Consider the following 13,329-nt stretch of genomic DNA (forward strand, 5'->3'; position numbering starts at 1 on the left):
TGTTTCGCAGGCCCCACTCAGGGTAAGAACCACTTGCATTTTGTCCCAGAAGTATCTTTTCTTTGACAAAACCCGTGTCTAAGAACCTGTTCACGATCTTTTCATGGGGTACGTTGCCCCGTCAGGCGGGTCAATGCAAGGCGCAAACCGCAGGCGGGCTGGTGGCCCGGCGAGGATTTGCAACGCCGCAGTGGCCTGCCTGACGGGGCAACCCCAAGGGCACGATGCCAAAACTGCCCCACTCGGCGTTGCACGGCTTGCACAGACGCCCAGTCTGTGCTGCGCCGCGCGCCTTGATTGGAACAGTTTTGGCATCGTGCGTACCCCATGAAAAGATCGTGAACAGGTTCTAACGCACACGCACCAGCACAGCCGCACAAACATCCTTGGGTATAGTGGTGCGCTTTGTGTCTTCATCCAAACCAATCAGGTGTGCCAAGCAAGGATTGGGTGATGGCTCCATGGCATATGGGAAAGTCGCAATGCGCAACGAATTGAAATTGAAACCATGGCTGCTGGGCCTTTGTATGTTCATGGGCCATGCCGCATGGGCACAGTCCACCGAATTCCCGACACGGCAGATGCTGTGGGCTTCCATGCAGGCCGATCAGATCGTCTCGGTGCAAGATGCGGACGACAGCCCCATCGACGAAAACTTCGCTGCCTTCCAGCACCAGCGCGCCGACGAAGTGCGCGAGACAGAGGCACGCTTGCAAAGCGACAATCAACTGCGCGCCGAACTGGCGGATGAACCCCCTGAACCACCGGCCCTGCCCGCACTGGCCATCCAGCCCACCAGCCTGAATGGCTCCTTGCTGGAACCATGCGAGCAGCTTCAGCAGGGCGCGATTGGCGTGCTGCACGACGAGCGTTTCTCTGGCCTGCAACGGGTGCTGAACTGCCCTTCGTCACCCCTGCTGGTATTGCAGGAGCAGGCCCTGCGGCATGGCGATGCCTGGGTCATGCTGGTGCGCGAACAGGTCAATCTGCCGCTGACCATCGGCGGCCAGTCGCGCGGAGCCATCCTGCTGCGCCTGAAAAGCAGCACCAGCGGCAACAGCCAGAGCGTGCTGATCTGGCGCGAAGGCAACAAGGTGCTGACCCTGCTGGCCAACGATGCCTCGCAGCGCACCGCGCAGTGGCTTCAGAAGCTGGCCGAAAGCCTGCCGGTGGCCACGGAGTCCCCGTAACAACCGGTCGCACCCATCCCACAGGCTGAAGGCAGCCGATCCAGCCGTCCAGCCACCGGCAAGCTTGCATCTGCTGGATTGCCCGTATCAAATTGGGCATAATTCTCCAGGTGCCTGAAACACCTTCCAAGACAAGCGTTCCAGCCGCCACGATAGCGCGGTTTCCCCATGCCCTGACCCCGATGGTCCGGGGCTGGATAACGGCTATCTGCAACGGTAGCCACACCACTTGTCAAGGAGTCTAACAACATGAGCATACGCACAGTGGCAGACATTGCTGTCCCTCTTTCTTCAGAGGTGAACCAATGAATGCACCTTTTCCCACCCGCTCCAAATTGACCCACCACTTTGTGCCTGGGCTGCGTTTCGACACCAATCTGGAAGTGCTGGACACCGAGGGCATCTGGCAGCCCTGGTTTCCAGAAGAATCCGATTGCAGCCTCCAGATCCACAGCATCAGTGAATGGTTTGTGGCACAGCAGGCCGTCAGAATCCTGACAGGGCAATGGCCTACACTTTCCGAGCAGGTAACGGCCGCGCCCCACCCGAGCCCTTGCGCAGCCTGGCTCCAGGAACAGCTGCCGCACCACTGCGTGCAGGAGCAGGCTCCGCAAACCAATTGGCCCCTGGCCGTACAGCAATGTTTTGACGGCGGGGGCATGGCACTGTTGTGCCTGGCCTTGCCAGGGGCTGTGCGCTGGATGCTGGTGCCAGGAATTGAAGTCTCTGGTGAGCAATGCCTGTGCTCGCTGCTGACCCTGGACCCTGCCTTGCCCACCCCCTGGGCCTGCGGCTACAACGTCCGTCTTTCGCTGGCCCACCCCCCTGTGGCAACCCCGCTGCGGCCCGACACCCTCCATCCCCAAGTCATCTACCGCACCTGCGATGGCAATCGCCTGAACGCACTGGTGGAAAAAGTGCTGGCCATCACACCCCAGCCCACATGAACCTGCTGACATAGAAAAAAGCCCTGCAAGGGCCTGGGTACAGTTGCTGCTGTGCCCGGCAAGCGGTGGATACAAGGCGCACTCCAAATGGAAATGGAAAGGCATTTGCTTCGCCAGGCTGAGATCGTGAGCAGGCTCTTACAACTGCGCCTCTTTCATCAGCAATTCCACGTTGGTATTCAAGGCCATGGCAATCCTGACCATGTTGATGAGTGCCAGGTTGGCCTCACCCCGCTCCACACTGCCCAGGTACGAGCGATCGAGTTCCGCCGCCAGTGCCAGCTCTTCCTGAGAAATTCCCAAGCGTTGCCGCACCGCACGCACGGCCAAGCCAAATGCGACCAGATGCACATTTTTTGCGTAGCGAACAGACGGTTTTGCCATGGGGTGAACCCTATCTTTCCGATGCCTTTAAATCCACGGCTTTTAATACCCATCACAGACTGCATGCCACCGATCAGGCAAAAGGCAAACAGGCCCGTGCACTGCCGCCATCCACCACTTTCTGCGCAGTGGCAAAGCCAGGACATGGGTCTGGCTTCGTTATAGTGGCGATCTTTCTCCATTCCCTTGCCCATGCCCATGAAACGCCCCTTGCTGTGGTTTCTCATCCTGGCAACCCTGCTGCTGTTGCTCTGGGGTGGCTCGCGCACCTGGCAACGCCAGCAGGATCATCAGGCCGCGCTGGCCGAAGACCAGTTGGTGCGCCAGAATCCACGCCTGCGGCTTTCGCACGATGAGGTGATGCGGGTGCATCCGCAGCAGTTGCCACTGCAAATGGCCATCAGCGGCACGGTGCGGCCCCGGCACCATGCTTCGGTGCGGGCGCAGTATGGTGGCGAGGTGCTGGACTTGCAGGTGCGCGAGGGCGAGCGCGTGGTGCAGGGGCAGGTGCTGTTCCGCATTGCCGCGCCCGATGCCGCCGCACGCCTGCAACAGGCCAGCCAGCAGGCCCAGGCCGCGCTGGCCGAACAGCATGTGGCGCAACGCCATGCGGAAAACCATCGCGCACTGGCCGCCCATGGCTTCATCTCCGAGACGGCCCTGCGCAATGCCGAGTCCAGCCTGAAGGCCGCCCAGGCCACTTACCGCGCGGCCATGGCCGGGGTGGACGTGGCACGCAAGTCGGTGGAAGACAGCCGGGCGCAAAGCCCGCTCAGCGGGGTGGTGGCCACGCGCCATGTGCAGCCGCACGAGGTGGTGAATGCCGGAGAAGCGGTGCTGGACATCGTGGACCTGCGCAGCTTCGAGCTGCACGCCAGCCTGCCTGCGCAGGACTCCACCCAGGTCGCCATGGGGCAGGCAGCGCAGCTTCAGGTCGAGGGCACGTCGCACACTCTGCCTGCCGAGGTGGTGCGCGTCAGCCCGATGGCGCAGGCGGGCAGCCGCACGATTGCCGTGTATCTGCGCATCCAGACACCATCGCCCACCGATGCCGATGCCGCATCGACCGTGCCACCGCTGCAACTGCGCGACGGCTTGTTTGCACGCGGCACCATCACCACCGGGCAGGTGCAGGCCCTGGCCCTGCCGCCATCGGCAATTCGCAACGACAAACCCCAGCCCTATGTGCTGTGGCTGCAAGCCGATGCAGACAACCCAGGCACCGGTCATTACACCGTGCGCCATCGGCCCGTGCAACCGGATGCGCGGGTACTGGTGGAGGACGTGGCCTGGCAGATCGTGCAGGGGCTGGAGGCTGGCACGCCCGTGCTGTTGGCAGGTGCCGGGCTGTTGCAGGATGGCACGCCCGTGCAACTGGATGCAGTGGATGCGGCAGCCGATGGGACCAGTGCCACGGCACAGCCCTGATCTCCCTGTCTGAATCGGAACACGCACCATGTGGTTTACCCGCGTCAGTCTGCAAAACCCGGTCATGGCCACGATGGTCATGCTGGCCTTCGTCGTGCTGGGCAGTTTTTCGTACCAGCGGCTGAAGGTCGATCAATTCCCCAACATCGAGTTTCCGGTGGTGGTGGTGGCCACCAACTACCCCGGCGCGTCGGCGGCCATCGTGGAAAGCGAGGTCACGCAGAAAGTCGAGGAAGCCGTCAATACGATTGCAGGCATCAGCACGCTGACCTCGCGCAGCTACGATAACCTGTCGCTGGTCATCATCCAGTTCCAATTGACGATGGACGGGCGCAAGGCCGCTGAGGACGTGCGCGAGAAGATCGCCAGCATCCGTGCCAGCCTGCGCGACGAGGTGGAAGAGCCGGTGGTGCAACGCTTCAACCCGGAAGACCGCCCGATCTGGTCGGTGGCCGTGGTATCGCAGGCCGAAGGGGCGGTCATGGATGCGGTATGGCTGACCAACTGGGCCGATCAGGTGCTCAAGCCCCGGCTGGAGAATGTGCGCGGCGTGGGTGCGGTGAACATCGTCGGCGGCACGGAACGCGAGATCAATATTTACCTCAACCCCGATGCCCTGAAGGCCTACGGCATCAGCCCCCAGGAAGTGGCCGATGCCGTGCGCACCGAGAACCAGGAGCTGCCGCTGGGCACGGTGCGCTCGGCCGAACAAGACCGCATCGTGCAGATCATGGGGCGCATGGCACAGCCGCAGGACTTTGCTCGCCTCATCGTGGCACGGCGCAATGGCGAGGCGGTGCGGCTGGAGCAGGTGGCACAGGTGCGTGACGGTGCCGCCGAACTGGAGTCGCTGGCCCTGTTCAACGGCCAGCGCACGCTGCTGCTGAACGTGCAGAAGGCACAGGACGAAAACACCATTGGCGTGGTCGATGGCCTGAACGAGACGATTGCCAGCTTGCAGGCCAGCCTGCCGCCGGGCGTATCGCTACAGGCGGTGACGGACGACTCGCGCCAGATTCGGCTGTCGGTGGCGAGTGTGCAGCGCACACTGGTGGAAGGCGCGATCCTGACGGTGGTGATCGTGTTCCTGTTCCTCAACTCCTGGCGTTCCACCATCATCACCGGGCTGACCCTGCCGATTGCGCTGATCGGCACGTTCATGTTCATGGGGCTGTTCGGCTTCTCCATCAACATGCTCACGCTGATGGCCCTGAGCCTGTGCGTGGGGCTACTGATCGACGATGCCATCGTGGTGCGCGAAAACATCGTGCGGCACCTGCAAATGGGCAAGACCTCCTACGCGGCCGCAATGGATGGCACGCGGGAAATTGGCCTGGCGGTGCTGGCCACCACGCTGTGCATCGTGGCGGTGTTTTTGCCGATTGGCTTCATGGGCGGCATCATCGGCAAGTTCTTCCATGAATTCGGCCTGACGATTGCCGCCGCCGTGCTGATCTCCATGTTCGTGAGCTTCACGCTCGACCCGATGCTCTCCAGCGTCTGGCACGACCCGCAGGTGATGCAGCCGTCGCTGGCAGGGGCCAGCGACGCGCCCGCCTCGCGCCGCCAACGCCTGTACCGCCACACGCTGGGGCGGCTGACGCAATGGTTCGACCAGCTCACGCAGGCCCTGTCCGCGCTGTACCAGGACGCGCTGCGCTGGGCCTTGCGGCATCGGCTGCTCACGCTGGGGCTGGCAGGGGGCATTTTCGTGCTGAGCATTTTCATGGTGCGGCTGGTGGGGTCGGAATTCGTGCCTGCATCCGATTACTCGGAGGCCACCATCCAGTTCCATACCCCGATGGGCAGCTCGCTGGAGCAGACCGAAGCCAAGGTGCGGCAGGTGGAAGCCGTGGTGCGCGCCATGCCCGAAGTGCGCTACACGCTCACCACCCTCAACAGCGGCAACGCCACCGGCAAGAACTACGCATCCATGTATGTGCGGCTGATCGACCGCCAGCAACGCACGCGCAATGTCGCCGAAATGTCGCGCCACCTGCGCCATGAACTGGGGCAGATGGCGGGCATCACCATCACCCACGTCGGCCTGCTCGACCCGGTGGGCGGGCAAAAGGCACTGGAATTCTCCATCAAGGGGCAAGACCTGGATGAACTGTCGCGGCTGGCGGCACAGATCACCCAGCAGCTGGCCCACATCGACGGGCTGGTGGACGTGGAGGCGCGCACGCAGAACCGCCGCCCCATCGTCACCGTGAACGTGCTGCGCGAACAGGCATCCGACCTGGGGCTGGGGGTGCAGGCCATCGCCCAGCCGCTGCGCATTCTGCTGGCGGGCGAGACCGTGGGCAACTGGCGCGCCACCGATGGCCAGACCTACGATGTGAACGTGCGCCTGGCTCCCGAAGCGCGCCAGCACCTCGACACACTGGCGCAACTGCCCTTCAGCGTCACCGACGACAGAACCGGCGCACGCCACCTGCTCACCCTCCAGCAGGTGGCCACGCTGCACGAGGAAAGCACGCCCGACTCCATCGACCGCCACAGCATGCAGCGCGAGGTGAAAGTCACCGCCAACACCTCGCTGCGCTCGCTGGGAGAAGTCTCTGCCGACATCCAGAATGTGCTCCATGCCACGCCACTGCCCGCAGGCTACAGCTACGAGTTCGGTGGCTCCACCAAGGACATGGCCGAGTCCTTCCAGTACGCGCTGATGGCCCTCGCGCTGGCCGTGGTGTTCATCTACATGATTCTGGCCAGCCAGTTCCAGAGCTTTCTGCAACCCGTGGCCCTGATGATGTCGCTGCCGCTGACGCTGATCGGCGTGGTCTGCGCACTGCTGGTGTTCGGCTCGCGCATCAGCATGATCTCCATCATCGGCATCGTCATGCTGATGGGGCTGGTCACCAAGAACGCCATCCTGCTGGTGGACTTTGCCAACCGCGCCCGCCGCGATCACCAGGACGACGACGGCCAGCAGGTTCCCGGCCTGCCGCGCGACGAAGCCCTGCTCAAGGCCGCGCGGGTGCGGCTGCGCCCGATTCTGATGACCACGCTGGCCATGATCTTCGGCATGCTGCCGCTGGCCCTCTCCAGCGGCGAAGGCTCCGAATCCTCCGGCCCGCTGGGGCAAGCCGTGATTGGCGGCGTCATCACCTCCTCCGTGCTGACGCTGGTGGTCGTGCCGGTGGTCTATGGCTATCTGGACGACCTGGGCCACTGGCTGCGGCGCAGATTCAGCACCGCGCCAGCAGAAAGAGAAAGGACTCCCACTTGACGCGCGCAGCCCTGGAACGCCATCAGGTCTGGCTCTACCTGGCCAGCATTGCACTGGGCTGGCTGCTGGGTCGGCAATCGCCCGCGCTGGCTGCCGGGCTGGAAGGGCTGCACTGGCCGCTGCTGGCCGCGCTGCTGTTCGCCACCTTCTGCCAGACCCCGCTGCGGCAATGGCGACAGAGCCTGCGCAACCGGCGGTTTCTGGCCCTCGCGGTCATCGGCAACTTCGTGCTGCTGCCGCTGCTGGTGGCCCTGCTGCTGCCCTGGGTGCCGCAAGACCCGGCCATCCGGCTGGGCGTACTGCTGGTGCTGCTCGTGCCCTGCACCGACTGGTTCATCAGCTTCACCCACCTGGGACAGGGAGCCACCGAAGATGCCATCGCCTTCGCGCCGCTGAGCCTGCTGCTGCAATTGCTGCTGTTGCCGCTGTACCTCTCGCTGTTCCTGGGAGCCGATGCCCGCACCGGCATGGACTGGGGTGCAGCCCTGGTGCAGCGGGAAATGCTGCTGGCCTTCGGCGGGCTGATCCTGCTGCCGCTGCTGCTGGCCTTTCTGACCGAGCGTTTCGCCTGGCGCGGCCATCCCCCACGCAAGGCCGCCCTGCTGGGCGCGCTGGCCTGGCTGCCGGTGCCGCTGCTGGCACTGGTCGTCGGACTGATTGCCGCCACGCAAGCCCCGCTGCTGGCCCAGTCGGGCGGCATTCTGCTGGGGCTGGTGCCGGTTTTCGTGGCTTTTTTGCTGCTGGCCGCCGCACTGGCCCGGTTGTTGGGCACAATCTGGCATTTGCCACTGGCGCAGACTCGGGTGCTGGCCTTCAGCTTCGGCACCCGCAACTCCTTTGTGGTGCTGCCGCTGGCACTGGCCCTGCCACCCGGCATGGAACTGGCCGCCGCCGCCATCGTCCTGCAATCGCTGGTGGAACTGCTGGGCATGGTGCTGTTTCTCTGGTGGCTGCCCCGCTGGCGGCACCCATCCTGACCCTCTTGCCCAACCCATGAACGACTTTGAAACCCAACAACGCGCCATCAACCTCATCCACCGCTACACGCTCTCGACACTGTTAGCTCTGGGAACGCGCGGACTGGCGCAACAGGAACAGATCATCACCACACTCATGAACAGCATCGCAGCCGATGCCGTGGGAGCCATCGACGGCCTGCACACCCAGGGGGCGATTCCCGAAGCCCTGCGCGACCAGCTCACCGCCTGCCTGAAAGAAGAAGCCACCCTGCTGCGCGACTGGGCCACCGGCTCCGCCCAGGCCGGGCAAGCACACCCGAATGCCTGACCGCCGGGAACCCGCCGCCCCTGCGCACCGCCAGCCCACGACGACATTTTCACCGACACACCATGCCCACCCATCCTGACCACCGCGACCCAGCGTCCGCACCAGAATCCACCGCCTCCACCGATCCATCACCATCTCCACGCGGCAAAGGGCTGCGCCGGGGGCCGGCCGCCCTGCGCGAAAAACTGGCAGAAAAAGCCGCGCAACGCCGCCAGAACGAACCCAGCCCACTGCCCGAACCAGGCCACGTCCCCGAAGCCCCTGCGGCAGGAACCGACGACATCGCCGACGAACGCATCGACTTCAGCGACGTGGTCGCCGGTGAACTCGATGCCGCCGAAACCACCGCCGTGCCCGCCGATGCCGCGCCCCAGCCCTACAAGCGCGTGCTGCAACCCGATGCCGAACAGCCCAAGCTGCACAAGGTGCTGGCCCAGGCAGGCATAGGCTCGCGGCTGGAGATGGAACGCCTCATTCTGGAAGGCCGAATCTCCGTGAACAACGCCCCGGCCCACGTCGGCCAGCGGGTGCAGTACGGCGACCAGGTCAAGGTCAATGGCAAACCCATCTTCCTGCGCATTGCGCCACCACCCGTGCGCGTGCTGGCCTACCACAAGCCCGCCGGTGAAGTCGTCACCCGCGACGACCCGCAAAGCCGCCCCACCGTATTTCGCAAGCTGCCACACCTGCACCAGGGCAAATGGCAGGCCGTGGGACGACTCGACCTCAACACCGAAGGGCTGCTGCTGTTCACCAACTCCGGTGATCTGGCCAACCGCCTCATGCACCCCCGCTTCGGGCTGGAACGCGAATACGCCGTGCGCGTGCTCGGCGCGCTCTCCGACGACGAGAAACAACGCCTGCTCGACGGCGTGCGCCTCGAAGACGGCGATGCCAGCTTCGGCACCATCCAGGACGGCGGCGGCGAAGGCGTGAACCAGTGGTACAAGGTCACCATCTCGGAAGGCCGCAACCGCGAAGTGCGCCGCATGCTCGAAGCCGTCGGCCACGCCGTCAGCCGCCTCATCCGCATCCGCTATGGCAATGTCGCACTGGTGCGCGGCCTGCGCCGTGGCATGTGGATGGACCTGAGCGAGCGCGACGTGCAGCGGCTCATGCAGGAAGCGGGCATGGAAGCCCCGCCTGCCCCCGGCCAGTCCCGCCCACCCGCAGGTGCCCGCCCCGGCCTGCGCAACAACAGCCCGTCACGCCCACCCAGACCACGCCCCGCCGACGATGAAGCCCCGCGCCGCCCGGCAGGCAACCGCCAGGACGGGCCACCCGCGCGCAGCCGCAGCGGCCCACCCGCCACCGATGCCAGTGGCCGCCCCCCACGCAACCGCAATGCCGCAGGCAACAAAACCGCACCAGGGCGCGACCGTGACCGCGACCGCAACAACCAGTCCAAACCAGCGAAACCCGCCACCAACTACATCGGCCAGGACAGCATGGAGCAACACCGCCGCAAACAGAAGCGGCAACAGGGCAGGCGGTAAATCCAGAATCACGGGGGTAGGCAAGCCTGCGCGCCCCCCCGCGCACCACTCAGGGCCAGGGAAGGTCTGCCAGCGGATAGGCCACATCCCAGCCCAATCCCCCCAGATACAGGGAACCCAGCACCAGCCACGCCACCGCCCAGCCCTGCGTGCGCAGCACCTGGCACAGTGAGGCACAGGCACGGCGGTCGCACAGGCACAGCAGCAGCGTCAGTCCATGCAGGTTGAACACAGCCCAGGCCCACCAGCGGTAAAAATCAATCGCCACCGCATACAGGCCCAGTGCCGCCAATGCAGGCACGCACACCCACAGCAGGCGTGCCTGCCCGGTGCGATGCAACTGCCGCAGCCACAAGCCCCCCAGCCAGCCATACGGCACGATGCAGAAAACCGCCAGAGCCAGATGGTCAAACAGTTGATCGCGTGCCATCACACGCTCCAGCACCCACGCCCAGTTCTGCTGCCCGCTGCCCGCATACACCACGGCAAAGGATTCGCGCACCAGCCAGCCTCCGGCCAGTGCCTGTTGCCGTGCGAAATCCTGCTCCAGCAGCCCCCCGTCACGCGCCCCAAACCCCAGCACCAGGGCCATGTTCAAAGCCATGCAAGCGACAAACGCCCCATACCATCCCCACCCGGCACGGCCATGCCGATACACCCACCACGACAACAGCGGTGGGATGAACAGCAGCAAGCTCGCCTCGTGCACCCACAGCGCAAGCCATGCCAGCACCGTCACCACCGCAAAAAGCAAAGCCCCCTGACGCAAGCCATGCACCGCACCCATGGCCAGCAATACCAGTGCCAGCGCGGGCATGTCCAGTCGGCCCTCATCCAGCACCATGTGCTGAAGCGTAGCCGAGCTGGCAGCGAACAGCAGAGCCAGCCACGCCACACCGCGATCGCATCCACTTTGCCGATACAAACGCCAGAACAAACAGGTGAACAGCAGCCAGACCGCCGCCGTCAGCGACAGGCTCACCCCCCGAATCCAACCCGCATCGGGCACCAGCTCCCACTGCCGCAGCACCTCTCCCACCAAACCGCGCTTGACGAAACCCTGCTCGTAGTCAATCCACCACGCAGTGTTGGCGTACACCGGCGTCCACCATGGCAAAGAACGCCACACTGCCAACCCCGACACCAGCAGATACAGCAAGGCAAAGCCCCAGACCTCCCCTGGAGCCGTGCGCGATACCATCACCCGAGTTGCCACCGTCAAGCCAGCTCCACCTGATACCCCCGCGTCTTGCGGCGCACAATGTTGTGGATGAAGCCCAGCTTGTGCAACACCGGCGTAGCCAGGGCAAACGGATAGGCATCGTCCTGCCCCAGACTGCGATTCAGATTGTTGAGCAGCAACGACACGCCCATGCCCTGATTGAGCAGTGCGGTGATGTCCTGATCCTGCTGCCCTGCATCCGCCTGTTCCGCCTGCAACATCACCTCATAGGGATCCTGACACTGGATGGCCGACACGCCCTGCGCCCCGTGGGTTGCAAAGGCCAGTTGGTGGCTTGCCGCCGTCTCCAGCAAATCCATCAGGTGCAGGTAATGCGCCCAGGTCTCCGCCCAGTCCTCCCACGGGTGCGCCGTGGCATAGCTGCTGATGTACGCGCTCTGCCAGTCGGGCTTCGGGTTCTGGTAATGCTGTTGCAGGGCCTCGCCATAATCCAGCCGCTCGTCGCCAAACACCTGCCGGCACTCCTCCAGGGCCTGCGCATCGTTCAGGAAAAACTGATCCCAGTAATAGTGCCCGACCTCGTGCCGGAAATGCCCCGTCAGCGTCCGGTACGGCTCGTGCAAATCCTCGCGCCGCCGCACGCGCTCGGCATCATCCGCCTCTGCCACATTGATGGTAATCAGCCCCGACGCATGGCCCGTCATCACCGGGTCTTCGCCCGGCACATCCTCCATGAACTCATACACCGGCGTCTGCACCCCCACATCGCCCCGCACCCCGGCCTCCAGCCCCAGCTTGGCCAGCGTGTAATACAGACGGCGTTTCGCATCCTCGATTGTCGTCCAGGCCGCCAGATTGCCTTCCACCGACAGATTCGGAATCACCTGGGTCTGGCGGCAGGAAGCACAGAACCCATCACCATCATCCACCGCCACCAGAAAATGGCAGGAGCCGTAATCGATGCCATTGCGGCAAAAGCGAAACAGGCCCGCAGGCACAGACCCACCCGAAGCCCCACCCACCACCTGCCAGAGGAGCGCGGCAGGCAGCGCGTTCACCGCCCCACCGGCCTCGCCAGCGGACTGCGGCAATGCACCTGCCTCGACCGGCTGAACCGCCCACACCGCCAGCGACTGCGGATCAAACCCCAAGGCATGCTGGCACTGCACACACACCTTGTCCTCGAAAAAAACCAGACTATTGCAGCAGGAACACTGAAAATTCTTCATGACGGGCCTCCACTGAAAAAATGGACTTCCATCCTACACGGATGACGGAATTTCAACCACTGCGATTCGGGCCACCGCATGCGGTATGCTTGGAGCCTTCCTTTTGGAGCTTCCCGAGAACCCACACCCCATGTCCACACTACCCGCCTGCCCCCAATGCCAATCCGAATTCGTCTATGCCGACGGGCCATTGCTGATCTGCCCCGAATGCGCCCATGAATGGCCTGCCCAGGCAACGGAAGCGGTCGATGCCGAAGAAACACGCATCATCAAAGACGCGGTAGGCAACCTGCTGCAAGACGGCGATAGCGTCACCGTCATCAAAGACCTGAAGATCAAAGGCTCGTCCCAGGTCGTCAAGGTAGGCACCAAGGTGCGCAACATCCGCCTGATCGATGGCGACCACGACATCGACTGCAAGATCGACGGCATCGGCAACATGCAGCTCAAATCCGAGTTTGTGAAGAAAGCCTGATGGCTTGCTGCCAACAACAACGGCAGGGGAAGTACCCCCCTGCCCCAACCATCCATTAAAAGGCGGGTCAAGACCCGCCCTAGAACCCGCCGCATCAAAGTGTCACTATTGCGCGTTATCCATTAGTGTTGTTGCACAGATCGCGTCTTCTATTTCGGCTCTCCAGCTCGCCAACATCATTCTCCGCTGCGGCTGCGGCAAGTTTTCCAATTGCAACAACAGCGCGGCTGTTTCGTCATCTTCACAGTACAGATAAGCCAAAGGCACACCGAGTGCCCGTGCAATCAGTCTTGCTGTTTTCACTGGCGGCTCATGGGTACCCAACTCATATCGGCTGATCCTGGCCCGACTGGCAGACTCGTCGATGCCGATCTGCACACCCACTTTTTCCTGCGACCACTCCAACATCTCACGCCTTGACCGCATCCTGCGGCCTAAAACGGTACTGCTGTGCATAGTCTCGAAATTCATGTCA

At 63.7% G+C, this 13,329-nt stretch carries 12 protein-coding genes; 8 read left to right on the plus strand and 4 right to left on the minus strand.

What is annotated here, in order from left to right:
- Window positions 1–494: 494 nt before the first annotated feature.
- Both BUE21_RS03650 and BUE21_RS03655 read left to right on the plus strand, forming a co-directional pair.
- Window positions 495–1,190: a hypothetical protein gene (locus tag BUE21_RS03650; RefSeq protein WP_143164404.1), complete on the plus strand. Its 696-nt coding sequence runs from the start codon at window positions 495–497 to the stop codon at window positions 1,188–1,190.
- 305 nt (window positions 1,191–1,495) lie between these two features.
- Window positions 1,496–2,137, plus strand: a complete 642-nt coding sequence (locus BUE21_RS03655) for a hypothetical protein (RefSeq protein WP_073354772.1) — start codon at window positions 1,496–1,498, stop codon at window positions 2,135–2,137.
- Window positions 2,138–2,275: 138 nt separating this feature from the next.
- Here the strand turns inward: BUE21_RS03655 and BUE21_RS03660 are convergent, their stop codons facing one another.
- Entirely contained in the window at window positions 2,276–2,521 is a 246-nt protein-coding gene (locus BUE21_RS03660) for a helix-turn-helix domain-containing protein (RefSeq protein ID WP_073354774.1), read from the minus strand.
- Between the two features lie 198 nt (window positions 2,522–2,719).
- Here BUE21_RS03660 and BUE21_RS03665 point away from each other — a divergent pair, with 198 nt between their 5' ends.
- The 5 genes from BUE21_RS03665 to BUE21_RS03685 all read left to right on the plus strand — a co-directional run bounded on the left by BUE21_RS03665 (window position 2,720) and on the right by BUE21_RS03685 (window position 9,967).
- Window positions 2,720–3,949, plus strand: coding sequence for an efflux RND transporter periplasmic adaptor subunit (locus BUE21_RS03665; protein WP_073354889.1), 1,230 nt, complete (start codon window positions 2,720–2,722; stop codon window positions 3,947–3,949).
- Window positions 3,950–3,977: 28 nt separating this feature from the next.
- Complete coding sequence (locus tag BUE21_RS03670) at window positions 3,978–7,184, plus strand: efflux RND transporter permease subunit (RefSeq protein WP_073354776.1); 3,207 nt, start codon at window positions 3,978–3,980, stop codon at window positions 7,182–7,184.
- Window positions 7,181–8,161, plus strand: a complete 981-nt coding sequence (locus tag BUE21_RS03675; protein WP_073354778.1) for a bile acid:sodium symporter — start codon at window positions 7,181–7,183, stop codon at window positions 8,159–8,161. Before BUE21_RS03670 ends, BUE21_RS03675 begins: the two co-directional genes overlap by 4 nt.
- A 16-nt stretch (window positions 8,162–8,177) precedes the next feature.
- Entirely contained in the window at window positions 8,178–8,471 is a 294-nt protein-coding gene (locus BUE21_RS03680) for a hypothetical protein (protein WP_073354780.1), read from the plus strand.
- A gap of 62 nt (window positions 8,472–8,533) precedes the next feature.
- Entirely contained in the window at window positions 8,534–9,967 is a 1,434-nt protein-coding gene (locus tag BUE21_RS03685) for a pseudouridine synthase (protein WP_073354782.1), read from the plus strand.
- Window positions 9,968–10,016: 49 nt separating this feature from the next.
- Here the strand turns inward: BUE21_RS03685 and BUE21_RS03690 are convergent, their stop codons facing one another.
- Both BUE21_RS03690 and BUE21_RS03695 read right to left on the minus strand, forming a co-directional pair.
- On the minus strand, window positions 10,017–11,189 hold the full coding sequence (locus BUE21_RS03690) for a hypothetical protein (protein ID WP_143164405.1): 1,173 nt from the start codon (window positions 11,187–11,189) through the stop codon (window positions 10,017–10,019).
- Complete coding sequence (locus BUE21_RS03695) at window positions 11,186–12,379, minus strand: zinc-binding metallopeptidase family protein (protein WP_073354786.1); 1,194 nt, start codon at window positions 12,377–12,379, stop codon at window positions 11,186–11,188. The genes BUE21_RS03690 and BUE21_RS03695 overlap by 4 nt, the downstream gene beginning before the upstream one ends.
- A 130-nt stretch (window positions 12,380–12,509) precedes the next feature.
- On the opposite strand from BUE21_RS03695, the gene BUE21_RS03700 reads away from it, so the two are divergent.
- Window positions 12,510–12,854, plus strand: a complete 345-nt coding sequence (locus BUE21_RS03700; protein WP_073354788.1) for a zinc ribbon domain-containing protein YjdM — start codon at window positions 12,510–12,512, stop codon at window positions 12,852–12,854.
- A 105-nt stretch (window positions 12,855–12,959) separates the two neighbouring features.
- Here the strand turns inward: BUE21_RS03700 and BUE21_RS03705 are convergent, their stop codons facing one another.
- The gene (locus BUE21_RS03705; protein WP_073354789.1) at window positions 12,960–13,325 is read right to left on the minus strand and encodes a helix-turn-helix domain-containing protein; all 366 of its coding nucleotides are present in this window, start codon (window positions 13,323–13,325) and stop codon (window positions 12,960–12,962) included.
- Between the last annotated feature and the right edge of the window lie 4 nt (window positions 13,326–13,329).

The organism is Lampropedia hyalina DSM 16112 (assembly GCF_900129055.1).
Classification (GTDB): domain Bacteria; phylum Pseudomonadota; class Gammaproteobacteria; order Burkholderiales; family Burkholderiaceae_C; genus Lampropedia; species Lampropedia hyalina.

What these genes read in the sequence shown, in the direction of transcription:
- BUE21_RS03655 (WP_073354772.1), top strand. Translation starts at nt 1,496, where the DNA reads ATGAATGCACCTTTTCCCACCCGCTCCAAATTGACCCACCACTTTGTG.
- BUE21_RS03660 (WP_073354774.1), bottom strand. Translation starts at nt 2,521, where the DNA reads ATGGCAAAACCGTCTGTTCGCTACGCAAAAAATGTGCATCTGGTCGCA.
- BUE21_RS03665 (WP_073354889.1), top strand. Translation starts at nt 2,720, where the DNA reads ATGAAACGCCCCTTGCTGTGGTTTCTCATCCTGGCAACCCTGCTGCTG.
- BUE21_RS03670 (WP_073354776.1), top strand. Translation starts at nt 3,978, where the DNA reads ATGTGGTTTACCCGCGTCAGTCTGCAAAACCCGGTCATGGCCACGATG.
- BUE21_RS03680 (WP_073354780.1), top strand. Translation starts at nt 8,178, where the DNA reads ATGAACGACTTTGAAACCCAACAACGCGCCATCAACCTCATCCACCGC.
- BUE21_RS03685 (WP_073354782.1), top strand. Translation starts at nt 8,534, where the DNA reads ATGCCCACCCATCCTGACCACCGCGACCCAGCGTCCGCACCAGAATCC.
- BUE21_RS03695 (WP_073354786.1), bottom strand. Translation starts at nt 12,379, where the DNA reads ATGAAGAATTTTCAGTGTTCCTGCTGCAATAGTCTGGTTTTTTTCGAG.
- BUE21_RS03700 (WP_073354788.1), top strand. Translation starts at nt 12,510, where the DNA reads ATGTCCACACTACCCGCCTGCCCCCAATGCCAATCCGAATTCGTCTAT.
- BUE21_RS03705 (WP_073354789.1), bottom strand. Translation starts at nt 13,325, where the DNA reads ATGAATTTCGAGACTATGCACAGCAGTACCGTTTTAGGCCGCAGGATG.